Genomic DNA, 24,568 nt, shown 5'->3' with positions numbered 1-24,568 from the left:
TGTGGCTTACAAGATTTAAATACGAACTAATGAAGGTGATCCTTTGTTAAAGTGGCTTTTAGTGAGCGACTCAAAGAATCGGTTTGTAGTATGGTAATCAAGAGAAAGACCTTGATTTACTATGTTTTGTATAAGTTGTAATAGTCTTTTTGATAATGTGGAAGCCTCTTTGAGCATCTGCTGTAAATCTGCAAATGTGTCAAGATCTGAGAGCGTTTCAAGGAGGTAAAGGTTTGTACGCTTTCGCGAAAGCGTATCAGAAATAATAGCCCCCAGTTTACTAGACTGCCACGGTAGGTTTTTAAATTGCTCAGGCTTAAAATGTTTCTTTTTAATCCCCATTAGATAACAGCCGCCATCTGTACTTGGGCCAATAACAAGCGCAGATTGTTTGAGCTTTTCTTGTGCTAAAAGTATATGCCCCGCCGAAAGATGCGGAGTGTCATTACCTACGGTTATAACTTGGTCATAACCACTGTCAAAAACCGAGGTAAGCGCATTTGTAAAACGCTCGCCAAAGGTGTTTCCTACCTGCTCATTTTCAGAAAAAATAACGTAGGGAATTCCTGTCTTGCGTGCCGTAGCAATAGTTTGCCTATTGAGCTCTTTAAATAAAGCCACAGACTGCCCGAGCTTCTTGCGAGAAGCTTCGGTAGTTGCTGTTTGAGCAAATATGAGTATGGCGGTTTTTGGTGTCGTGATTTTCTACGTATTAAGCAACAGTTCCTTGACAACTACTTCCTGCGCCTGCAGTACAACCATAACAGTGCTGAGAGATCATAATGTTACGATCATTAAGTAAATCTTCATTATAATCTTTAATGTGCTTTACACTACTCGCCACTGGTAATTCTAGCATTTGATTAAAATCACAATCAAATAAATAGCCATCCCAGCTTATTGAAATTGTGTTTTTACACATTACATTTTCTACTGCGGCAGGGTTATATGCCTCTACAAGTTGATACATATAATCCTCATAGTTTTCTGATGCGATGAGGTAATCTAAAAATCGTGCTATAGGTAAGTTTGTGATTGCAAAAAGGTTGTGGAACTGGATATTAAAATCCTCCATAAGCGCCTTTTTAAAATCCTTCTCCATACTTGCCTGGTCTCCCGGTAAGAAAGCTCCAGATGGATTGTAAACTAGGTCTAGTCTTAAGTCGCTTCCAGGCATACCGTAGCCACGCTCGTTAAGCTCTTGTAATGCTTTTATAGACTTGTCAAAAACACCATCACCACGCTGCTTGTCTGTTTTACCACGTGTCCAGTGTGGCATAGATGAGATGACGTGTACATTGTGTTTTTTAAAGAAATCTGGGAGATCGTAGTACTTTTTATTTGCACGTATAATGGTAAGGTTAGAACGCACAATGAAGTCTTTAATCCCAGCCTTACTCGCTTCTTCTACAAAACGTCTAAAATGCGGATTCATCTCTGGTGCGCCACCAGTAAGATCTAGCGTGTGAGCTCCTGTGTTGCGTATCACTTCTAGACATTGCTCCATAGTCTCCCAAGTCATAATCTCCTTGCGATCTGGGCCAGCATCTACGTGACAGTGATCACACACTTGATTACACATATACCCCACGTTTATTTGGAGTATTTCTAGTTTGTTAGGGCGTAACGGTAGCTGGTTGGTCTCTTTTATTTTTTTAGCAAACGTAGGTAGTTCGTCCTTAAAAATACCATTAGATAAAATTTCTATCTGCTTGTTTGCTTGTGCGAGTTCGCTACCTTCTTTCTTCAGTGATTTTGTTGCTGACATTTAAAAATGTTTGTCGTTTGTAGGGTTGATTTCTTTTGGTTGGAAATCTGTATGAGTACGCTTTCGCGAAAGCGTAAAACTACCCGTCTAGTTTATTTACTTTATTCATCATCATCACGCCGTGTACCAGCGTCGCACCACTTTTTATAGCGGCACCTACGTGCACAGCCTCCATCATCTCTTCCTTAGTGATTCCTTTCTGTAGGCCGTCTTTAGTATATGCGTCTATGCAATATGGGCACTGCTCAGTGTGAGCAACGGCAAGCGCGATGAGCGATTTCTCACGCGCAGTGAGTGCTCCTTCTTCAAAAACTTTACCGTAGTAGTCAAAAAACTTAGTTCCTAACTCTTCACTCCACTCTGTGATTTTTCCGAATTTTCTTAAATCTTTTGGGTCGTAATATTGATCTGCCATAATAAAATTGTTGTGTAAACACACGAATATACCTTTAATCGTAACCACTCCCAATTACTTACGTAGAAAATTAGATTCAAGTTTTGATGTCTTGTAATTCTAGCTGTACATTAGCATAGGAACCATTGATATGACTATAACTAAAACGACTTTTGGCTTTATAGCTAGCGGTAAAGAAATTTTTAAATTTATAGTAGTGAGTTAGCAGGAATTGTGAGTCAAGCTTCTCAAGGCGAGGTTTAGATCACACGGTCATTATAAAAACTCGTTGTATTTCGCTGGGATTACAGTTTTTAGTGCAAAATCTATTGTGCTTGCAAATGGTAAACAGGACTATGAGCTCGTAGGAAGTCTAGGATTGTGCTTAGAACCGCAATATTTTCCAAATTCTCCTTCGCATTCACATTTTTCCTCAACAATCATTTTTCCGTCGGAAGTATATGAGGAACAGATAGTTTATGATTTTGGGTAATGTTCTTGTGATTGTAAACATGAAATTAATTTCAAAAAAAATGAATTTTATTTGAAAAAATGCTTGCCAGAGTTCAGAAAGGTTTTATATTTGCAACCGCTTACGAAAGCTACTAGACGTTATCCTGATAATTATTAGAATACACGAGTAACAAACATAAGCAACCTAAATATATTTAGGTGCCTTAGCTCAGTTGGTAGAGCAATGGACTGAAAATCCATGTGTCCCTGGTTCGATTCCTGGAGGCACCACTAAAAACCCGATCTTTTGATCGGGTTTTTTGTTTTTAGATAAGTTTGAGATTTAATTGGTATTTGAGAGATATTGCGTACTTTTTTATGCGCTATGTAAAGTCGTTTATAATCTTTCAGGAATCATAAGATAAATAGCTTTTGACTCGAAAAAGTTTTTGAATGCAAAAAATGTCTAATTAAGAAACTTATTAAAATTGAATAGGAAGAGTTATAGTAAAGAGGGTATGAAGTATGATTACTTTGTTGTAGAGGGCTTTTCTCATGGGACGGTCTACTCAAACACAAAATTCATTAACTGTTGGTCTCAAATCAGAGGAGGGAATATCTACAAAAGAGTGAAATATTTAAAGAGTTGGTATTCTTGCGGTGGTTTCGCTTTGCCTCAATCTTTAAGAGATTTATTTTGGACTCCTAATTATTTGGATGTCCCTTCTAGTTTTAAAATTATAGATAACCAGCTCTATCTCAATATATCTAGGAAAGTTAAAGAATTCAATTTTTATCTAGATCCTATCGAAGCTCCATTAAAAGTAGATGACTTAACAGATATAGAATTAGTAAAAATTAAGCGACATTTTTACTTTAAGATGTCAACTACAAAAGACTTCAAAATATTTGAAGATTATGATGACAGATATAAGGAGGGTAGGATATACGGTTCTTCATATAGAATAGGCTGGCTTCATCGAAAATTTCTAATGATGAGTCTGGTGGATGGGCAATTGATAGAGTTTATGGATCTTGGAGATATTTTACAGCCATATAGGGAGGAGTTAATAGAAAACCCAGATAGCTTTGTAGACCCTAGTTATTACGAAGATCTAATATGGACGGTTTTTAAAAATAAGAGTCTAAGTATTCTAGAGCGTAAAGCATACATAATTGAAGGTTTTGAATCTCCAAAAAAATTTTATGAGAGAAATTCGCAGCACTTTATTGATCCTTATGATAGTGGTTTTTCAATGTATGCGAAATTGGATTAATTTTTAGAATCGAAAGGTGTGCTTGGTCGCTCACGCGAAAGATATCTGTACCTCACATTCTTCTCACTTATTGTGATAATTATAATATTTGCTTACCATATGCTTAACATACAGTCGTGATATTCTAAAGTAGCTTCGCATAAAAAAAATATGCGTCCATATATCTATATAACAATTGCAATTTTAGGTGTGACTATGTTGAGCTGTTCAAGTACTAAACATAAAAACATCTCTTACCTAGGTGAAGAAATTATAAGCACTAGTCAAGCAGAAAATCTTGAGGCACCTACGCTTAATATTTATGAACCTTCTGGCAATCAAGAAAAAACACCCGTACTTATTTATGTGCACGGTGGTAACTGGAATCAAGGCAAAAAAGAAATATACTGGTGGTTGGGACGCAACTTTGCGCAAAAAGATATTCTTGCTGTACTGCCAGGATACACGCTTAGTCCTAACGCTACTTATGATGATCAAGCTGCGCAAATTGCAAAAGCAATAGCGTGGACAAAGGAAAACGCTGCTCGATATGGCGGAGATCCTGAAAGGATTTTTGTCACGGGACATTCGGCTGGCGGACACCTTGGGGCACTGGCGGTAATGAATCCTAAGTACAATATCAATCCAGATGATATTTCTGGGATTATCCTTAATGATGCAGCTGGACTTGATATGTATCATTACTTGAGTGAGAACCCTCCAAGTGCGAGTGATAATTACAATACCACGTGGACTACTAATCCTAAGTTGTGGAAAGATGCCTCTCCCATATATTTCATTAATGATAAAACGCCACCTATACTCAGTTATTTAGGCAGTAAAACATATCCTTCTATTACGGTGGCAAATAATCGCTTTAAAGAAGCGCTCATTAAATTTCAGCCAAATGCACGCAGGATCACGCTAGACAAAAAGCATGTACCTATGATTACTCAATATATTTTTGGTTCAAATAATAGGTATGATGAGATTATACAATTTATGAGTGGGCAAGAGTAGGATGATGTATTTTTAGCAAATGATTTTATTTATAGCTGGTGCAGCTCTTTTTATTTTTATGGGCTATGGTCTTTTTACGCTTTCGCGAAAGCGTACCCCAAAACAATTCCCTGTAGCCTGGGAGGAGATTTTAAGTAACGAGGTGTTATTTTACCAGAAATTACCTGCAGAGAAACAAGCATTTTTTAAAAAGCGCATGATGGCTTTCCTCGCAGAAGTAAATGTGGAGGCTGTGCAATTTGAAATTACAGATAGAGATAAGATTTATGTCGCTGCAAGTGCTGTTATTCCCATATTCAACTTTGGGGAGTGGCATTATAATAACCTTGACACGGTTCTAATCTACCCAGATTATTTTAATGCAAACTTGGAGTTTCACTCAGAGGGAGAGGATAGAAACATAGGTGGTATGGTGGGTTCTGGGCAATTTGAGAATCATATGATTTTATCGCGTAAAGCGCTCGTATTTGGATTTACAAATAAAACAGACAAAGGAAATACAGCTGTGCATGAATTTGTTCATTTACTTGATAAAATGGATGGTGTGGTAGATGGTGTTCCAGAGCAGTTGCTTGGGAAAGAATATATTATGCCATGGCTTGATCTCATGTATAAGGAGATGGATGCTATAAATAATGATGAGTCTGATATACGGAAGTATGGAGGGACTAGTGAGATTGAGTTTTTTGCGGTGGCTTCTGAGTATTTTTTCGAGCGTCCAGCATTGTTTAAGAGAAAACATCCAGAGCTCTATAAAATGCTAGAAATGTGTTTTATGGGCAATAAATCGGCTTAGTTTTATCATTCCCTTAACACCACGAGTACTTTGCTTTTGTATTTTTGAAGCTTACTATAATTTATGCAGCTTATTATTGATGTAGGGAACACGAGAGTCAAGACGGCTGTTTTTAATGGCGATGTGTTACAGGCTTGGCACCACTTCCTTCTTAAAGACTTTGTAGAAGAAGTAGGTGAATTTGCGGGATTATATCCTATTAAGAAGGCTATTATATCTTCTGTAGGTAGGCTTTCTGAAGAGCAAGCGCGATCAGTGCAGCTTAGATTTCCTACTATAATACTCAGTCATAAAACACCACTTCCATTTAGTAATGATTACGGCACTCCACATACATTGGGAGTAGATAGAATAGCGCTAGTTTCCGCTTTCGCGAAAGCGTATCCTAAAAAAAATGGTCTCATTATAGATGCAGGTACTTGTATCACCTATGATTTTATTACTGCAGAAGGCTCTTATAAGGGAGGGGCAATATCTCCAGGACTACGATTGCGTTATGAGACGTTAAATAACTTAACTGCAAATTTACCACTACTTGAAAAGCAAATGCCAGAGCATATTGTGGGGACGAGTACTGATGAAGCAATTCACTCTGGGGTAGTGCAAGGGGTTTTACTTGAAATAGACGGTGCAATAAATCATTATAAAGAGCATTATAATGTGGAAATAGTAATAATAACTGGTGGTGATGCCGAATTCTTGGCAAAACGATTAAAAAATAGCATCTTTGCGCACTCAAAATTTTTGCTAGAGGGCCTCAATTATATCTTAACATATCAGAATGATTAAAAAACTTTTTATAGTAGCAGTGTTGATGGTGGCCTTCAAGGGTCTTGCACAAGAGGGAGCTACGACATCTCCATATTCATTTTACGGTGTAGGTTTACAACAGTTTAAAGGTACCGTTGAAAATAAATCTATGGGAGGTATACAATCTTATAGTGATAGTTTACACTTGAATTTATTAAACCCAGCGTCTTTAGGTAAATTGCGTTACACCACTTTTACGGTAGGTGGTAACCACCAAGAAGTAACGGCAAAAGATGGCTTTACAGAAGAAGGCTCTTCAAAATCTACATTTGATTACCTAGCGATAGGATTTCCAGTGTCAAAAAAGGCAGGAGTTAGTTTTGGACTTATGCCATATACTACGGTGGGTTATAATCTAGATGATAGTACTGAAGATGTTGTGAATGCCTTCACGGGTCGTGGTGGTATTAACAGGGCATTTTTATCTGCTGGATATACGGTAGCACCTGGATTAACAGTAGGGGCTAGTGCGCATTATAACTTTGGTAATATTCAGAATGAAGCTCTGAGGTCTCAAGAAGGAGTGGAGCTAGCTACACGTGAAAGTAATCGCAGTGATTTTTCTGGATTTACTTTTGATTTTGCAGCTCAATATGAGCGTATGGTATCAGATAAGTTACAACTTACATCATCTATTAAATACTCTCCATCTTCAAACATAGGTACAGAGAATTCACGTCAGGTGGCTTCTGTGATTTTTAATACTTCTGGAGTAAGTGCAGATGTGGATTCTGATCAGATTGATGTGCTTGATTCAGATTTTGATTTCCCTTCTACTTTGACCTTAGGATTAGGTATAGGAGGTGTAAATAAGTGGTTTATAGGCGCAGAATATACATCCCAGAAATCAAGCAATTTTAGTAATAGAACATTTACACTAGATGATGTAACATTTGATGATGCTACTCAGATGCGTATAGGAGGATTTTATATACCTAAATATAACTCTGTTACAAGTTACTGGGATCGTATTACTTACAGGGCTGGGTTCAGATATGAAGAGAGCGGTATTGTAGTGTCTGACGAGGACATAAACGAGTTTGGCATATCTTTTGGAGTAGGACTACCCACAGGACGTAGAATAAGTAATTTTAACCTTATGTTTGAGATGGGCCAGCGAGGAACAACAAATTCAGGTCTTATTCAAGAGAACTTTATTAATGTAGGAATAAGCTTATCAGTAAACGACTTATGGTTCGTCCAGAGTAAATTTAATTAATTGAAAAACCTAACACTATGAAAACTAAATTGACCACGCTTTTTGTAGCTATAATAATGACAGTAGGATTTACTGCTCAGGCTCAAATAAGTGAAGAATGTATGACTACAGGTTCTATATTCAATGAAGCTGCAAAAGTTAAAAATTGGGATGCTGCAAGAGCTCCATTTACAAAACTTAGAAAAGATTGTCCTAACTGGTCACTTGCATTATACCAGTATGGAGAGAAGTTGCTAAAAGCAGATCTTAAAGCCGCAAGCGGTGATCAAAAGACGGCAATAGCTCAGGACTTAATCTCATTGCTACAACAAAGAGAGCAGTATTTTCCTGCAAAAACTCCAAAAGGAAAGAACGCAGCAGCTCAAGCTCAGGTAATGTTTGATAATAAATTGGAGACGCCTAAAGCACAATTTGATGCATTTCAAAATGCATTTAATATGGATGCAAACTCTATTACAAGTGCAAAAAACATCTACACTCGTTTTAAGTTAGCTGTAGATTTATATAAGGATGGACAGCAAGTGCAACTTCAAGAGGTTTTTGATCTTTATGATGATACACAAGCAAAACTTAATAAAGGAGCAACAATATTAGATTCAAAATTACAGAAGCTAGTAGAGAAGGAAGAAGCGGGTACTGCATTAAGTGCAAAAGAGAAAAGAAGAGTAAAAGGATACAATACTAACCTTAAGGCTTTTGGAATTTTTGCGGGTAGTACAGATGGTGCATTAGGAGCTTTAGGTAACTGTGAGAATTTAGTGCCACTTTACCAAAAAGATTTCGAGTCTATGAAAAATGACAAGGAATGGATTAAAAAGGCTGCTGGACGTCTTGCTGGAAAAGACTGTACAGATACAGATTTATTTAAGCAAATGGTTGAGAATCTTCACAGACTTGAGCCTTCTGCAAAATCTGCAAAATACTTAGGTATCTTAGCTGGAAACAGAGGAGACTCTGCAGCAGAGGCTAGATATTACCAAGAAGCTATTGATCTTGAAACAGATCCAAAAGAGAGAGCTAGTGCTTATTATAGACTTGCACTTCAAGCTAAAAAGGCAGGAAGCTACGGGAAAGCAAGAGGTTTATTTAATAAGGCATTATCTGAAGATGGATCTTTAGGACAGGCGTATTTAAATATTGCAGCGATGTATGCGGCAAGTGCAAATAACTGTGGGCAGACTACTTTTGATAAAAGAGCGGTTTACTGGTTAGCTGCTAGTACTGCAGAAAGAGCTGGACGTGTAAGCCCATCACTAGCTGGTACGGCAAACAAAACAGCTGCAAGTTACAGAGGTTATGCTCCAAGTAAAGCAGATGTTTTCCAGTCTGGAAAAGCAGGTCAAACTATCAAGATAGGATGTTGGATTGGATCAAGTGTAAGAGTTCCAGGTAACTAATGTACTTCCAACATAGACATATATTAAAATTCTTAGTCACGGCTTTTGCCGTGACTTTGTTTTTAAGTTGTGGTGATAAAGGAGAGGAGATACGTAAAATGAGTATCAAGTCTGATGGGCCTGTTACAGAAGGAAGAGGTATCAATCTAAAGTATACAGACTCTGGAAAAGTTACAGCTCACCTTAAAACTCCATACATTAAGAATTATGCAAACTCTTCTTTTCCATATGAGGAGTTTCCAGAAGGTGTTGAGGTTATCTTTATAGATGATAACAAGGAGAATGTTATTACCTCAGATTATGCCATACGTTACAAATCCACAAATCTTATAGACTTGCAGCGCAACGTGACACTTGTAACTAGTGATTCTATTACACTCAAAGCAGAGCAGCTTTATTGGGATCAAACTAATAATTGGATTTTTACAGATCAACCCTATACCATTATAACAAAAGATGGTTCTCGCAATGATGGAGACCTTTTTGATTCTAATGAAGACTTTACAAATTTTGTATCTTTAAACAACGTAAGTAAACAATACGTTAAAGAAAATAATGAAGACTTATGATGCGATATGCAAAATATACGGAGTACGTTTATATCATAGTAGCTGTTTTAGCTGGGTATAAAGTGGTGTCACTATGGGGAGAGGATCAGCCTAGAGCTTATTTGTTTTTGTTTTTCTTTGCGATAAGTGTAGGTATGTATTTTTTTAGACGTCACTTCCGTAAGAAATTTGAAAACAGGAAAAACTCTTAATGGGCAGCTTTGAAGTCCAGATAATTGTCGTTTGTTGCTCATTACTATTGTCTGCATTCTTCTCAGGAATGGAGATTGCATACATCTCGGCAAATAAAATTCATATTGAGATAGAAAAAAAACAGAATGATTTTCTTTCTATTGTATTGACTCGGCTTACAGCCAAACCTTCTAAGTTTATCGCAACCATGTTGCTGGGCAATAATATTGCTTTGGTAGTTTATGGTTATTTTATGGGAGCACTCCTACAAGGGTGGCTTGAGAGTTTGCCTTTTGGCGAAAATTTGATATGGTTAGGTACATTCGTCCAAGAATTTAGTCTATTAAGTCAGACTATTATTTCTACAATTGTCATTCTAATTACGGCCGAATTTTTACCGAAAGTATTTTTTCAGATCTATGCAAACAAGCTGCTCAAGTTTTTTGCAATACCTGCCTATATCTTTTATCTGCTGTTTTATTTCTTAAGTGCTTTTATAATTTGGGTGTCAGACTTAGTGCTTAAATATTTGTTTAAAACAGATGGAGATGAGGTGCAGCTAGCTTTCACGAAAGTGGAATTGGGAAATTATATTTCTGAACAAATGGAATCTGTAAATGATCAAGATGATGTAGATACAGAAATCCAGATATTTCAAAATGCACTTGAATTTTCTGAGGTTAAGTCTAGAGAGGTGATGCTTCCTCGTACCGAAATTATCGCTGTAGATGAGCGCACTACTCCAGCAGCGATCAACAAGATATTTATTGATACGGGGTTATCTAAGATATTAGTCTACAAGGATACAATAGATGATATTATTGGGTATGTGCACTCTTTTGAGTTATTTAAAAAGCCTAAAACAATAAGTAGTGTTCTTATGCCTGTGGTGTATGTGCCAGAGACAATGCTTGTAAAAGATGTTCTTAATATGCTTACAAAAAAGCGCAAGAGTATTTGTGTAGTCATTGATGAGTATGGTGGTACAAGTGGCATGATGACGGTAGAAGATATTGTAGAAGAGCTTTTTGGTGAGATAGAAGACGAGCATGATACTGCAGAGCTTATAGAAGAACAGCTTGGAGAAGACCACTATAAACTTTCTGCAAGGCATGAGGTAGATTACCTTAATGAGACATATAAGTTAAACCTTCCAGAGAGTGAGAACTATGAAACCTTAGGTGGTTTAGTAGTGAGCCACGCAGAAGAAATACCACAAGAAGGAGAGAACATTGAGATAGATGGAATAATCTTTCATATTCTTGAGACTTCAAATACAAAAATTGAACTCTTGGAAGTCCGTATTTCTAAAGACTAAATTGGCTTATTTTTTTATTTTTTATTATGGGAGAAAATGGTATTTTCGCCCACTATTATAGCATAAACAACAGACAATGGCAATTTTAAATAAAATACGTAGCAAGAGCATCTTTTTGATAATCATTATCGCACTTGCTCTATTTGCATTCATTTTTTCTTCAATTTTAGATAGTGGAGGTTTTAATGCTGATAAGCAAAACCGTGTAGCATCTATAAATGGAGTAAGTATCGATCGTGAAGCTTTTGCTTCAAAAGTAGAGGAGCAAACACGTAGATTAGGAGCAAATGCCTCAACTACACGTGCTGTAAATACAGTATGGGAGCAGGAGATTAATCGTGTTGTTCTTGAGGAACAGTATGAAGAATTAGGTATTGAAGTAGGTAAAGACCGCACGCAAGAATTACTTAAGCAAGCATTGCAAAGTGATCCTCGTTTTCAAGATAGCGATGGTTTCTTTAGTGAAGGTAAGATGCAAGAATTTATCGCAACTCTTAAGGACAGCCAGAACCGTAATGATTACCAAAACTGGTTAAATTTTGAAGAAAATTTAAGAAACCAAGAAAAGCAAAGTATATATTATAACCTTATCAAGGCAGGAGTAGGATCTACACTTAAAGATGGTGAGATTGCTTACAAGCTTGATAATAACAATGTAGATATACAATTTGTACAAGTTCCTTACACATCTGTTCCAGATGAAGAGGCGACAGTAAGTAAGGAAGAAATTCAGAAATATGTAAATGAGCATAAAGAAGAATACAAAACAGACGAAACTCGCAGTATTCGTTTTGTGAAGTTTTCTGAAGAAGCTTCATTAGAAGATGAAAATGCACTTAAAGCTGAGTTGTCAAAACTTAGAAAGGAGTACACATCTCGTAATGGTGCAACAGGTGTAACAGAGACACTTGCTGGATTTGATAATACAAATAGAGTAGAAGATTTCTTACTAGACAATTCAGATATTCCTTATGTAAATCGTTGGTTCTTTAAAAAGAACTTACCTGCAACAAACGCAGATACATTATTTGCTCTAGGCAAAGGTGGCGTGTATGGTCCTTACAAGGACAACAACTACATGAACTTATCTCGTGTGATGGATGTGAGAAAAATGCCAGACTCAGTAAAGTCTCGTCATATATTAATTGATTTTAAGGGAGCAGTAACAAACACACAGAGAGGACCGGTTCCTTCATCTGCTACTCGTTCTAAAGAAGATGCAAAGAAACTTGCAGATAGTTTACTTTCTGTTATCAAAAGAAATAAAGGGAAGTTTGAAGAACTAGCAAAAGAATTTTCTTCAGATAAAAATAATAGTGAAAAAGGAGGAGACCTAGATTACCAAAACCCTAATCTTTTTGCTGAAGGTTACAGAGATTTTATTGTAGATAACAGAACTGGATCTGTAGGTGTTGCAGAAACTAACTTTGGTTACCACGTGATTGAGATCACAGATCAAAAGAATCTTCAAGATGTAATTAAGGTTGCAACGGTAGTAAAAGAGATTGTACCATCAGATAAGACAATTTCTTCTATCTATAATACAACTCAAAAATTTGAACTAGCTGCACAAGATGGAGATTTCCAAGAAGTAGCGACAGAAAATGGTTATACGGTAAGACCAGTGCAGCGTATACGTGCAATGGATGAAAATCTTCCAGGTGAAGGTGCTCAACGTGCAATCGTGCAGTGGGCTTTTGATGAAGAAGTTTCTGTAGGTGACATCAAGCGTTTTCCAGTAAACAATGGTTATATAGTAGCGCAAGTTACTCGTCGTACTCCAGAAGGAACAGAGCGTGTAGAGGATGTGTCTACTCAAGTAACTCCTATACTTCGTAACATGAAGAAAGCTGCAATCATAAAAGAAAAGCTTTCTGGAGCTACACTTGCAGAGATGGCACAGTCACAAGGTCAAACTGTAAAGACTGCATCTGCAATATCTATGAATGCGCCTACAATCGCTGGAGCAGGTAATGAGCCTAAAGTGGTAGGAGCAGCATTTGGATTAAAAGAAGGTGAAATATCTGATCCTATAGAAGGTTCAAGAGGTGTATATGTGGTTAAAGTAACAAAAATTACTGAAGCACCAGCTCTTGAAAACTACGCGTCTTTTGCATCGCAACAAGCTCAAAAGGCTAGAGTAGCTGTAAGTTCTAAAGTGCTTAATGCGCTTAAAGAAGCTGCAGAGATTGAAGATAATAGAGCTACTTTTTACTAGTAGTTGAATCACATACATATTAAGAAGGCTCGAACGTAATGTTCGAGCCTTTTTAGTTTACCATGGTTTTAGTTCGCTTTCGCGAAAGCGTGAAGCTTATTTGTAACTCGTTCTTAGAAGTCGAGTATCATCTCGCTGTAAGGGATGATAGTGTGGAAGCCTTTGTTTTTAAAATACGCCATATCTTGAGTTTCTCCAGTAACCATTACAAAATCACCGCCCCAGCCACCTAAACTCTTAATAAGGTGTGGATAGTCAGAAAATAGCTGACTCTTAATAGTAGGAGATTTGATAATACTTGAAAGTCTTATTTCGTGCTCAGTAAGCAATTGTTCAAAATCTTGAAGTGTTTTGCTTTGCATGACTGCTGTGGTAAGCTGAGAAAAATGAGAAACCTCATTGAGTAGTAACTTGCTGTCTAAGCTTCTATAATGCTTAATGCTCTCTCTACTATTCTGCTTTTTATTAAGGTGTATAAAGAAGATATTTTCTTTAAAGTCGGGGTCAAATGTTACATTCTTTATGATTGGGTCATTTTTGGTTCTCTCATAGGTAATGGCGCTTTCTGCTGTTGCACATGCGATATCGTAACCACTTCCTCCAAAAGTCATTTCAAGTAGCTTGTAAGGGTTAATCTGCGCCCATAAAGCAATATTTGCAATAAGAGTAGAGGAGGAGCCTAATCCCCAATCTCTAGGGAATTCTAAAGTGCTAGTAGCTGTAAGCCCTTCTTGACCTTGTAAAAACTGTGGATTGAGTTGTTGTGCTGCTTGTAATATGGTGAGTAAGCGCTGCGGGATATCTCCATTAGGAACCGCACAGTCTTTTATGGGTAAAGTAAAATGGGTTTCAAACCATGTGGAGCCATCATGCAGCTCGCTTTTCCAAAACAAACCTTGGTCTTCTGTCGCATTTATTGTGAGCTTTTGGCCTCTGCTTGTGGGAAGCGCAAGAGCCTTTGATCCATCAAGAACCAGATATTCTGCGGTTAATAGTAACTTACCGTGGCTGTAAAAGGATGAGTTCACTTAGTGTATTCTTTTGTCTTTATTAAATACTTATGAGCGAAGTGCTTCTATAAAAGAAATAACAGCACTATGTGTAACCGTATTAGTCTTAAAGTGAGTGACTGTTTCTTGTTTTTCGGTATCTGTAGCTTCCATCTGGTTGAGGATGTTCATGAGATGCATTTTCATGTGTCCTTCTTGAATTCCCGTTGTAGTAAGTGATTTTAATGCTGCAAAGTTTTGTGCAAGTCCTGCAACAGCAACAATTTGCATAAGCTCTTGGGCAGATGGATTTTCTAGCAACTCCATAGACCACTTTACCAGCGGATGTAATTTTGTAAGTCCGCCCACGGTTCCTAGCGCGAGTGGAACCTCAATCCAGAATTTAAATATTCCATCGTCTATACTAGCATGCGTAAGACTTCTATATTGTCCGTCTCTAGCGGCATATGCATGTACACCAGCTTCTACAGCTCTAAAGTCGTTTCCAGTGGCAAGAATTACTGCATCAATACCGTTCATAATCCCTTTGTTGTGAGTCACTGCGCGGTAGGGTTCTTCTTCGGCAATAGCAATCGCTTGGATGAATTTTTTAGCAAATTCCGCACCCTCTATATTCTTTTCAGAAAGATGAGCTACTGGGCAATTTACCTCGGCTCGCACTACGCAATCTGGAACGTAGTTTGATAAAATAGACATGATGATGGAGAGGTTTGCTCCGCTTTCGCGAAAGCGTGCTTCTGCCTCAAAACCTGCTTTAAGTGTTGTTGCAAATTGTTCTAAACAACTATTTATAAAATTGGCTCCCATTGCATCTAGCGTTTCAAACGTGCAATGAAGTTGGTAGTAATCTGCTACCGCCGAAGTTTTGTTTACGAGCGTGATGTCTTTAATGCCACCACCACGTTTCTCCATGTTTTTTGTGATAGCAGCGGTATCTGCAATTAACTGTGGCTTGATGCTTTCAAAAAATGAAGTCAAAAGTGACGCATCGCCATCATAGGTGAAGTGTACTTGTCCTACTTTGGTGGTTCCTAGTACAGTAGTTTTAAAACCTCCTCTTTCTTGCCAGAATTTTGCCGCTTTACTTGCAGCAGCCACCACAGAACTTTCCTCAATGGCCATGGGAATGGTATAGATGCGGTTGTTTATAACAAAGTTAGGAGCGACTCCTAGTGGTAAGTAGTAATTAGTAATCGTGTTTTCTATAAACTCGTCATGAAGCTGCTGTAATTTTTTATCATCATTCCAGTAAGATGATAGTACTTGAGTTGCTTGTGCGGGATTCTCAAAATAGGTAGACGTGAGCCACGCTATTTTTTCAGTTTTTGAAAGTCTTGAAAATCCTGATATTGCCTTTGTCATTAAGCTGTATTTATAAAAGTATCAAAGATACTGAGAATGAGGTAAACCTAGCTTTATATCGATAATGTAGTGATTTTATTTCTTAACAATATGGTGCTATTTAACAGCTTTTACGGGGCTTTTTGCGTTATTTTTAGTAAAATTGAGATACATTACTAGAATCAGCAATTATATATGAAAATACAACTCTTTTTGAGTGCCATTTTACTCATGGCAATCCAGAGCGCCACTGCGCAAAAAAAGCAAATCACCCTTGAAGATATATGGAAAGAAGGCACTTTTAGTGCAGAGAGACTCCAGTCTATTCACTCCATGGCAAATGGACAGGAGTATGCCGTTCAAAACTTTGACAGAGCAACACGTACAGGAAGTGTAGATATTTATAGCTATGCGACTGGAGAAAAAGTGCGTACAGCGGTAAGCAGTGCAGATATAGATGGCCTTGATTATTTTATAAGCTACGAGTTTAGCGATGATGAAAAGCAGGTTTTATTAGCTACCAAACTACAGTCGATCTTTAGAAGATCTACGCTAGGAGAGTTTTATGTTTGGAATACGCTTTCGCGAAAGCTAACAAAGGTATCAGACGATTTAATCCAAGAGCCTACATTTTCTCCTGACGGGAAGATGATTGCTTACGGTAAGGGTAACAACTTATATGTGTTTAACATTGCAGAAGGTACAACCCAGCAGCTCACCACAGATGGAAAGAAAAATAGTATCATAAACGGCATTACGGATTGGGTTTATGAAGAAGAATTTGGTTTTGTGCGCGCCTTTGATTGGAGTGCAGATAGCAAGAGGATTGCTTATATACGTTTTGATGAAACATACGTGCCAGAATTCTCTATGGATATTTACGGCAAAGAATTATACCCAACCCAATCGGTTTTTAAATATCCTAAAGCTGGTGAAGCAAATGCAAAAGTAACACTACGTTTACATAATCTTGATAACGGAAATAGCCGTAAAGCAAAGGATGTTGAGATTAATCTGGGTGATAATGCTGGACACTATATTCCGCGCATCTCTTGGTCAAAAGATCCAAACGTACTTGCTGTACAAACATTAAATCGTCACCAAGACACATTAAAGCTTTCTCTATTTAATGCGGCTACTTATCAAACAAAGCTTGCTGTTCTTGAAACGGATAAGGCGTATGTAGATGTGACAGATAACCTTACCTTTCTAGAAGATAATAGCTTTATCTGGACGAGTGAAAAAGATGGGTGGAACCATGTATACCATCACAACGCAGATGGAAGTCTTAAGAGGCAAGTAACATCAGGCGACTGGGAAGTGACAGGATATTACGGTTATGATGCAAAAACAAAGAGAATTTTTTACCAAAGCTCAGAAAATGGATCCATAAATCGTGGTGTATATGCGATAGGTCTTAATGGTAAAAAGAAACAAGCACTGGCTGTAAACGAGGGAACAAATGATGCCGATTTTAGTGCAAACTTTAGCAATTTTATTCACACATACTCAAATACTACAACGCCTTATCGCTTTACGCTTAATGATGCTAAGAACGGAAAGCAAATACGTGTAATAAAAGATAATCAAGCTTTAAAAGACCTATATGCAGGTTATGATATCTCTCCAAAAGAATTTTTTGAGATTGATGTAAATGGAGTGTCACTTAATGCATATATGATTAAACCTACAGATTTTGATTCATCTAAAAAGTACCCTATGTTTATGACGCAATATTCTGGACCAGGATCACAGAGCGTAGCAAATAAGTGGGATACGTCTAATGATTATTGGTTTCATATGCTTGCGCAAAACGATTATATTGTGGTTTGTGTAGACCCAAGAGGAACAGGATTAAAAGGACGTGATTTTAAAAAAGTAACACAGAAAGAATTAGGTAAGTATGAAGTGCTAGATCAAATAGCAGCGGCCAAACAATTAAGTGAACGTTCATACATAGATGAAAATCGTACAGGAATCTGGGGGTGGAGTTATGGAGGTTTTATGGCTTCTAACTGTCTTTTTCAAGGAGCAGATACTTTTGAAATGGCTATAGCTGTTGCACCAGTTACATCATGGAGATTTTATGATTCTATTTATACAGAGCGTTATATGCAAACACCGCAAGAAAATGCAAGTGGGTATGATAACAATTCTCCTATGAGTCACGTAGACAAGATGGAAGGTGACTTATTACTTGTGCATGGTGGTGGAGATGATAACGTGCATGTGCAGAATGCTACACGTCTTGTGGAAGCTTTAGTGCAAGCAAATAAGCAATTTGATTACTTCAACTATCCAGATAGGAACCACGGTATCTATGGCGGAAATACCCGTTTTCATTTATATACAATGATGACAGAATTCATAAAAGAGAAACTTTAAGGATAAACAACTTATATTAGCAGTAAATAAATAATACAATATGGAATATAAATTCGGTGGTTCTGAAACCAATCAAAAGACAGTTTTAGGACATCCTTCAGGTCTTTTTGTGCTTTTCTTTACAGAAATGTGGGAGCGATTTTCCTACTATGGAATGCGCGCATTACTTGTTTTATTTTTAGTATCAGCTATTATTGATGGCGGCTGGGGCTGGGAGCGAGCAGAGGCATTACAATTATATGCATTTTATACTGGGTTAGTTTATGTGACTCCTATTCTAGGCGGTTTAATAGCTGATAAGATTACAGGGTACCGAAAAGCTGTAATTATAGGTGCTTTATTGATGACATTAGGTCACGCGTCTATGGCTTTTGAGATAAGCTCAGATATTTTCTTTTACGCAGGTCTCGTACTACTCATAATAGGTAATGGTATGTTTAAGCCAAACATCTCTTCTATGGTAGGGCAACTGTATAAAGATCAAGGTAAAGAAAAGGATGCGGGGTACACTATATTTTATATGGGTATCAACTCTGGTGCCTTTTTAGGTATTCTTCTTTGTGGTTATATAGGGGAATCTGTTGGATGGCACTATGGATTTGGACTTGCGGGTATTTTTATGCTTGTGGGAATGCTACAATTCTATTTTGCTCAAGGAATCTTTGGTACTATAGGGTCAGCACCAGCAAAAGCGGGCGAACTTGATGATGTATTAGAAGATGGTGTAGAAAATGCAGCAGATGCAATTGAAGATGTTATTGATGATGCCGAAAAGTCTAAAGTAACTCGTGATCGTTTAATTGTAATTAGTGTTCTTGCATTTTTTACTATTTTCTTTTGGTGGGCGTTTGAGCAAGCAGGAGGGTCTATGACCATCTTTGCAGCAGATTATACAGATAGAGTTCTTGAAGGTAGTAGTGGTATGACTTTCAAAATAGTCAACACAATACTTACAGTAGTGCCTATGCTTATTATTACATGGGTATTAGCGATGCTATTTAAACAAACGTATGGTAAATACGCCCTTTCTAATATTATCTTAGGTTTAGGGTTTGTTATAATATGGGGTATTGTAATCTGGATGTTATCTCGTCAGTTTGCAGATGATGCTCCAGAAGTTCCAGCTTCTTGGTTCGGTATCTTAAACTCATTCTTCATTATTGCTTTTGCACCTTTATTTTCAAAAATATGGAAGAGTAAGTACAATCCAAGCGGTCCAGTAAAGTTTGCTATAGGTCTTATCTTATTAGGTCTTGGGTTTGGTATTCTTTCTTTTGGGTCTATGGGAATTCCATTAGGTGCTAAGACGGCTTCTGTAAGTATGGTATTTTTAGTGCTTGCATATTTATTTCATACACTAGGAGAGTTATGCGTATCTCCAGTAGGACTTTCATATGTTAGTAAACTTGCACCAGCAAAACTTGTTGGCCTTATGTTCGGTATCTGGTTCGTAGCAAACTTTATTGCAAACTTTGCTGCAGGTATAACAGGTAGTTATATTGATCCTATTGTTGAAGAACATGGTATGGCAATCTTCTTTTTGATATTTACAGTAATACCTGCGGCAGCTGGTGTTGTGATGTTGCTATTAAATAAAACACTTATTAGAATGATGCATGGTATACGCTAAGCACATATAATAGTATAATTTAAAAACGTTCCCTATTTTGTGGAACGTTTTTTGTCTGTAAGAATTTGAAACATATACAGACTACCTCTAAAACAAAGAATTTGATGAAAAAAGTATTATACCTTCTTCTATTTCTTGCTACATCAACACTGAGCGCACAAGAAATCAACTGGATGACTATGAATGAAGCGCTAGCTGCCCAACAAAAAAATCCTAAAAAGATTTTTATGGATGTGTACACTGTTTGGTGTGGACCTTGTAAGATGTTAGACAAAAACACTTTTGTAAATCCTGATGTAGCGGCTTTTATAAATGAAAATTACTATGCAGTAAAGTTTAATGCAGAAGGGACTGAGATCATTAACTATTTAGGTAATACATATACTAATCCTCGTTATGATCCTAAAAAGTCCAGAAGTCGTAATAGTCAGCACGAGCTAGCACAGGCTTTAAAGCTTCAAGGGTATCCAAGTATGGTATTCTTTGATGAAAAGGGTAATTATATCCAGCCTATAGTTGGTTATCACTCCCCTAAACGTTTAGAAATATACGTTAAGATGGTAGGTAACGATGATTATAAAGATATTACTACTCAAGAGAAATGGGCAACTTATCAAAAGGAGTTTGAATACTCGTGGCCTAATTAAAATATTCACTCAATTATATAAGCTCCCTTTTCATACGTGCTATGGAAAGGGATTTTTTTATTTATACAAGTCCCTTTCCAGCGAGTTATGTAGCTTTTATAATTTGATGCGTCTGCAAAGATTAGAGCTTTCGGAAATCTCTCTGTAAGTCTGTTTATATTAATCTTTGGGGACTGAGTGAGAAGTATATAATCTGGATTTGCATTAGCTAATTGGTATATTCCAAGGCTATCTATAACGAGTATTTCTTTTCGCTTAAAGCGAAAATAGTTCTGCATGCCTTCTACAGCGACTTCATCTATGCGTAAGCCATCCTTATAATTGCGTACTCTGCTATCTTGTATTATGGTGTGTAATGAGTCTGTGCTATGTATTTTAAGCTTGGAGTTGTGGAAAGTACCTATCATGGTAGATTTACTTTTGTTGAAAATCGTGAGATGCGTAGTAGGAGGATTGCTTTTCTCATAAATAATAATAGAGGTCAATAATATTATAGATAGAGATGCCGCTACAAGTCTGGGATTATTGAATTTTTTGAATAAAGAAATACTAAAAACAATGCAGAGGTATAAGCCTATAAGAAATGCAAAACTTATTGTGATGTGATTTGTGATAAAAGCCTCTTTACTGGCAACCCAAAAAATAAATCCATTCATTAAGTCTATCACGTAGCCATACGTTGCTACTAAAGCATCTGGTAAGATATCCAGTGCTGCAAGTATTGCAACCAGTATGCCACCGCCTAATATGATTCCTAGAAAGGGGATGATGATAACATTAGAGAGAAAAAATAATCCTGGAAACTGGTGGAAGTAAAATAAACTCAAGGGTAGCACGCCTAGCTGAGCAGCTACTGAAACCGTCGCTATACCCCAGAGAAGCTTGTCTATATAGTAGCCCGGAGTATAAAAAGATGATAACCATGGCTGAATCCATAAAATACCAATAACAGCGAGATAACTCAGCTGGAAGCCTACTTGATATATGAGAAATGGATCGTATAAAAGTAGCAACACCGCAGATGCCATAACTGCATCTGTAGTTTTTCTTTTTCCACCTAGTTGTTGTCCTACCTCAAGAAAGCTAAACATAGTCGCTGCCCTCAATACAGAGGGTGATAATCCAGTGATAAAAGCAAAAGCCCAAATCATAGCGATAATAATTATAGACCGAAGCCACCGGAGCTTATAGTCAGCTATTGGTTTGGTAATTAAGCGTAGTAATAATAGTATAATTCCTACATGCAGGCCGGAGACGGCTAGTATATGCATCATTCCAGCAGATGCATAATTAGTGCTTATTTGCTTATCTATACCATTTTTCTGTCCAAGAACGAGTGCATCTATAACTGCTAGTTGGTCGCTAGTAAATGAATGAGAGTGTATAGATTTTAGTACGCTTTCGCGAAAGCGTGATGCCCACACCCTCAATCCGCTAGAGGTGTGTTGTGATATAAGTAACTCGTTTTTATTAATTGATAGCTGCCCGTATATCTGTTTTCTTTTTAAATAGCTCCCGTAATCAAATTGAAATGGGTTTTTGGGTTTAGGGACAGGTAAAAGTACAGATCTTGTGTAATACCATGTTCCTACCCGAAGACGTTGTGATGCACTATCCTTGCTGACATTAAGAATTACCTTACCTGAAGCAGCTTTTTTATTTATTGTCTTTAATGTAACAACATATTTATCTTGATACATTGTGGGCTTAAGAACTTGGTCTACAGTAAATAAGAAGGTGCTAGGGTTGCTAGTGTTTGTGTGAGTAAAATGGGTGTCGTTGTTTAGTGTGTTTGCTCTTTCAGAGGTTAAATAGCCTAGCGCTATAAATACAACAGAAATACCTGTTGTAAAAGCTATAGCATTGAGAGGTCTTTTGAAAGCAAGTCTGTGAAGTACAAAGAGAAATGATATAGTGAGTAGGAGGATAATAACTATCCAGAACCAAGAGGCGCGGTAGGCGTCATAGCAAATAATCCCTGCAATGAAGGCAAGAAGTATTACTAAAATGGGTGTGTTAATCCTCTTCAATATATTACTGATTAACCTTTTTTAAGGTGTAACTGTCAGTAATATAGTAAATTATAATTTACAAGACGCGTCTGGCCATTATGTATGCGTCATTCCAGTAACGCTCATTGAGGTTAGAAGTAAGAACGCCTTTTGAGGTTGTGGCGTGTATAAAGTAAATGTCATCGCCCGTAACTTTTGTGACGAGTCCCACATGATTTATGCGTTTGCTGCTTTTGTTCGTCCTAAAAAATAACAAATCACCCTTAGAGATCTCTTTGTCTTTTATAGGTTGTCCTCTTTGTGCCATCTGTCTAGAGATACGAGGTAAGACTATATTTTCTTTTTGAAAAGCAGTATAAATCAATCCAGAGCAGTCCATTCCCTTTCTTGTAGTGCCACCAAATTTATAACGAGTACCACTAAAGGCTTGCGCTTGCTGGATAATGCGGTCTGTTTTTGATGCGCTTATATGTTTAACCCTAGCAGTAGTTCTAGTTTTTGATCTAGATGTTGTGGTTTTTGAACTTCCGCACGAAGTCAATAAAAAAAGTAAAGAAACTACTGTGAATAATTGTTTCATATAGTAGATGGGCTTGTAGGTTTTTAATTGCTAAGCTGTGCTTTGGTTGTTGCTACAACGAGAGATGCGGTTTTGTCACTAGCTCCTGTACCCCCTAATTTTTTCTCTAGTGCAAAATAATCTTTAAAGAGTTTTGCGCGATAATCATCATTAGTGATCTTATCCAGCTCTTGCTTTAAATTTTTAGTATTTAAATCTCCTTGAATCAATTCTTTTACCACCTCTCTATCCATTATAAGATTTACAAGGGAAATAAATTTAGTTTTAATTATACGTTTTGCAATACTGTATGAGACGGCATTTGCTTTGTAACAAACTACCTGTGGTACTTTAAAAATAGCAGCTTCTAGTGTTGCCGTACCAGACGTGATTAAAGCTGCATTTGCAAAACTTAAGATGTCGTACGTTTTATTCATCACCAGTTTAACTGGGTAATCTTTGAGGAAAGGTTGGTAAAAAGAAACCTCTTGACTTGGCGCTCCAGCAATTACAAACTGATAGTCTGGATAATCATTTACTACGCTTAACATCACATCTAGCATAGCGCTTATTTCTTGCTTACGACTTCCTGGAAGTAATGCAATCATAGGTCGCTCATCGAGCTTGTGTTCTTTTGTAAACGTAGCGGCATCTGCTTGCTTACGACCAGCAACCGCATCTAGAAGTGGGTGGCCTACAAAATGTACTTTGTAGTCATGTTTGTCATAAAAGTCCTTTACAAAAGGTAATATCACGTACATGTGATCTACATATGCTTTAATCTTTTTGACACGACTCGCACGAGATGCCCACACCTGCGGACTGATATAATAGTGCGTAGTAACGCCTAGTGGTTTTGCCCACTCTGCAATGCGCAAGTTAAAACCGGAGTTATCTATAAGTATAAGCGCATCTGGTTCAAAACGGGCAATATCTCTCTTACAATCTTTAATAAGACCTGTGATTTTACGCAAGTTTGTAATAACTTCCATAAAGCCCATAAAAGCACGCTCTTTGTAATGTGTCACAAGAGTACCGCCTACTTCCTGCATGAGATCACCGCCCCAAAAGCGTATATCTGCCTCTGGATCTTTTTTGTATAGTGATTTCATAAGGTTTGCACCATGTAAATCACCACTGGCCTCGCCTGCAAGAATGTAATATTTCATTAGGTAAACATTAATATCATAGTTACAAATGCAATAGTAATCGTAGCAAGAAGAACGCCTCTCGCTCTCGCATCTTGTCCTTGTCTAAGCATCATAAAAAATGCCAGCAAATTAAGCACAGCGCCTATTGCCATAATTTTGCCTAGACGACCTTCAGACACTGCTGTTTGAAGTACGTTTGTGATGGTTCGGTCTTGTGTGCTGCCTATGTATAGAGAAAACAGCAGTACACCTATTGCGTTTGCAATAAGTCCAACTATGATTCCTATAATGATGTCTTTTTTCATATGTAATGTTTCGGCTTTCGCCAAAATTTGAATTCTTTGTAAATGAGCTTATTGTTTTAAAATTTTCGCGAAAGCGGAATTCTCAACCTTAAGCTATAGAAAGATATTGATGTGTGTCAAAGTTACGATTGCTTTGTAA

General features: G+C 37.3%; 22 protein-coding genes and 1 tRNA gene. 14 read left to right on the top strand and 9 right to left on the bottom strand.

Going from position 1 to position 24,568, the window contains the following annotated elements; translation table 11 throughout:
- Positions 1-15: 15 nt before the first annotated feature.
- The 3 genes from D017_RS02675 to D017_RS02665 all read right to left on the bottom strand — a co-directional run bounded on the left by D017_RS02675 (position 16) and on the right by D017_RS02665 (position 2,183).
- Positions 16-621, bottom strand: coding sequence for a DUF2064 domain-containing protein (locus D017_RS02675; RefSeq protein WP_051583782.1), 606 nt, complete (start codon positions 619-621; stop codon positions 16-18).
- Positions 622-712: 91 nt separating this feature from the next.
- Complete coding sequence (arsS, locus tag D017_RS02670) at positions 713-1,768, bottom strand: arsenosugar biosynthesis radical SAM (seleno)protein ArsS (RefSeq protein WP_013750119.1); 1,056 nt, start codon at positions 1,766-1,768, stop codon at positions 713-715.
- Between the two features lie 79 nt (positions 1,769-1,847).
- Positions 1,848-2,183, bottom strand: a complete 336-nt coding sequence (locus D017_RS02665) for an arsenosugar biosynthesis-associated peroxidase-like protein (protein ID WP_013750118.1) — start codon at positions 2,181-2,183, stop codon at positions 1,848-1,850.
- A gap of 650 nt (positions 2,184-2,833) precedes the next feature.
- On the opposite strand from D017_RS02665, the gene D017_RS02660 reads away from it, so the two are divergent.
- From D017_RS02660 to D017_RS02610, 11 genes are all read left to right on the top strand, one after another.
- Positions 2,834-2,906, top strand: a tRNA-Phe gene (locus D017_RS02660).
- Positions 2,907-3,133: 227 nt separating this feature from the next.
- On the top strand, positions 3,134-3,892 hold the full coding sequence (locus tag D017_RS02655; protein WP_035334527.1) for a hypothetical protein: 759 nt from the start codon (positions 3,134-3,136) through the stop codon (positions 3,890-3,892).
- Positions 3,893-4,042: 150 nt separating this feature from the next.
- Positions 4,043-4,891, top strand: coding sequence for an alpha/beta hydrolase (locus tag D017_RS02650; RefSeq protein WP_035334526.1), 849 nt, complete (start codon positions 4,043-4,045; stop codon positions 4,889-4,891).
- Between the two features lie 19 nt (positions 4,892-4,910).
- The gene (locus D017_RS02645) at positions 4,911-5,687 is read left to right on the top strand and encodes a M90 family metallopeptidase (RefSeq protein ID WP_081804622.1); all 777 of its coding nucleotides are present in this window, start codon (positions 4,911-4,913) and stop codon (positions 5,685-5,687) included.
- A gap of 63 nt (positions 5,688-5,750) precedes the next feature.
- A complete protein-coding gene (locus D017_RS02640) occupies positions 5,751-6,476 on the top strand; it encodes a type III pantothenate kinase (protein ID WP_035334525.1) in 726 nt (241 codons plus the stop codon).
- Positions 6,469-7,716, top strand: coding sequence for a hypothetical protein (locus tag D017_RS02635; RefSeq protein ID WP_035334524.1), 1,248 nt, complete (start codon positions 6,469-6,471; stop codon positions 7,714-7,716). The genes D017_RS02640 and D017_RS02635 overlap by 8 nt, the downstream gene beginning before the upstream one ends.
- A 17-nt stretch (positions 7,717-7,733) precedes the next feature.
- On the top strand, positions 7,734-9,113 hold the full coding sequence (locus D017_RS02630) for a hypothetical protein (RefSeq protein ID WP_035334523.1): 1,380 nt from the start codon (positions 7,734-7,736) through the stop codon (positions 9,111-9,113).
- The gene (gene lptC, locus D017_RS02625) at positions 9,113-9,682 is read left to right on the top strand and encodes an LPS export ABC transporter periplasmic protein LptC (protein ID WP_035334522.1); all 570 of its coding nucleotides are present in this window, start codon (positions 9,113-9,115) and stop codon (positions 9,680-9,682) included. Before D017_RS02630 ends, lptC begins: the two co-directional genes overlap by 1 nt.
- Positions 9,679-9,873, top strand: a complete 195-nt coding sequence (locus D017_RS02620) for a hypothetical protein (RefSeq protein WP_013750109.1) — start codon at positions 9,679-9,681, stop codon at positions 9,871-9,873. Before lptC ends, D017_RS02620 begins: the two co-directional genes overlap by 4 nt.
- Positions 9,873-11,171, top strand: coding sequence for a hemolysin family protein (locus tag D017_RS02615; protein ID WP_035334521.1), 1,299 nt, complete (start codon positions 9,873-9,875; stop codon positions 11,169-11,171). Before D017_RS02620 ends, D017_RS02615 begins: the two co-directional genes overlap by 1 nt.
- A 76-nt stretch (positions 11,172-11,247) precedes the next feature.
- Positions 11,248-13,389, top strand: a complete 2,142-nt coding sequence (locus D017_RS02610) for a peptidylprolyl isomerase (protein ID WP_035334520.1) — start codon at positions 11,248-11,250, stop codon at positions 13,387-13,389.
- A gap of 113 nt (positions 13,390-13,502) precedes the next feature.
- Here the strand turns inward: D017_RS02610 and D017_RS02605 are convergent, their stop codons facing one another.
- Positions 13,503-14,417, bottom strand: a complete 915-nt coding sequence (locus tag D017_RS02605; RefSeq protein WP_035334519.1) for a GYDIA family GHMP kinase — start codon at positions 14,415-14,417, stop codon at positions 13,503-13,505.
- Positions 14,418-14,447: 30 nt separating this feature from the next.
- On the bottom strand, positions 14,448-15,761 hold the full coding sequence (locus D017_RS02600) for a hydroxymethylglutaryl-CoA reductase, degradative (RefSeq protein ID WP_035334518.1): 1,314 nt from the start codon (positions 15,759-15,761) through the stop codon (positions 14,448-14,450).
- 174 nt (positions 15,762-15,935) lie between these two features.
- Here D017_RS02600 and D017_RS02595 point away from each other — a divergent pair, with 174 nt between their 5' ends.
- The 3 genes from D017_RS02595 to D017_RS02585 all read left to right on the top strand — a co-directional run bounded on the left by D017_RS02595 (position 15,936) and on the right by D017_RS02585 (position 20,402).
- Complete coding sequence (locus tag D017_RS02595; protein WP_035334517.1) at positions 15,936-18,125, top strand: S9 family peptidase; 2,190 nt, start codon at positions 15,936-15,938, stop codon at positions 18,123-18,125.
- Positions 18,126-18,165: 40 nt separating this feature from the next.
- Complete coding sequence (locus D017_RS02590) at positions 18,166-19,755, top strand: peptide MFS transporter (protein WP_035334516.1); 1,590 nt, start codon at positions 18,166-18,168, stop codon at positions 19,753-19,755.
- A 104-nt stretch (positions 19,756-19,859) separates the two neighbouring features.
- Positions 19,860-20,402: a thioredoxin fold domain-containing protein gene (locus D017_RS02585; protein WP_035334515.1), complete on the top strand. Its 543-nt coding sequence runs from the start codon at positions 19,860-19,862 to the stop codon at positions 20,400-20,402.
- A 5-nt stretch (positions 20,403-20,407) separates the two neighbouring features.
- Here the strand turns inward: D017_RS02585 and D017_RS02580 are convergent, their stop codons facing one another.
- Genes D017_RS02580 through D017_RS02565 form a run of 4 tightly spaced genes read right to left on the bottom strand, consistent with a single transcriptional unit; the run spans position 20,408 to position 24,429 of the window.
- Positions 20,408-22,432: a ComEC/Rec2 family competence protein gene (locus D017_RS02580; protein WP_051583781.1), complete on the bottom strand. Its 2,025-nt coding sequence runs from the start codon at positions 22,430-22,432 to the stop codon at positions 20,408-20,410.
- A gap of 58 nt (positions 22,433-22,490) precedes the next feature.
- Complete coding sequence (locus D017_RS02575; RefSeq protein WP_035334514.1) at positions 22,491-22,994, bottom strand: C40 family peptidase; 504 nt, start codon at positions 22,992-22,994, stop codon at positions 22,491-22,493.
- Positions 22,995-23,017: 23 nt separating this feature from the next.
- Complete coding sequence (gene lpxB / locus D017_RS02570; protein ID WP_035334513.1) at positions 23,018-24,142, bottom strand: lipid-A-disaccharide synthase; 1,125 nt, start codon at positions 24,140-24,142, stop codon at positions 23,018-23,020.
- Positions 24,142-24,429: a hypothetical protein gene (locus D017_RS02565; protein ID WP_035334512.1), complete on the bottom strand. Its 288-nt coding sequence runs from the start codon at positions 24,427-24,429 to the stop codon at positions 24,142-24,144. The genes lpxB and D017_RS02565 overlap by 1 nt, the downstream gene beginning before the upstream one ends.
- Positions 24,430-24,568 lie beyond the last annotated feature (139 nt).

Origin of the sequence: Dokdonia sp. PRO95, from assembly GCF_000355805.1 — a bacterium.
GTDB lineage: Bacteria > Bacteroidota > Bacteroidia > Flavobacteriales > Flavobacteriaceae > Dokdonia.
Note: the sequence above shows the minus strand (reverse complement) of the source record. Positions and strands in the feature narration are given on the sequence as shown.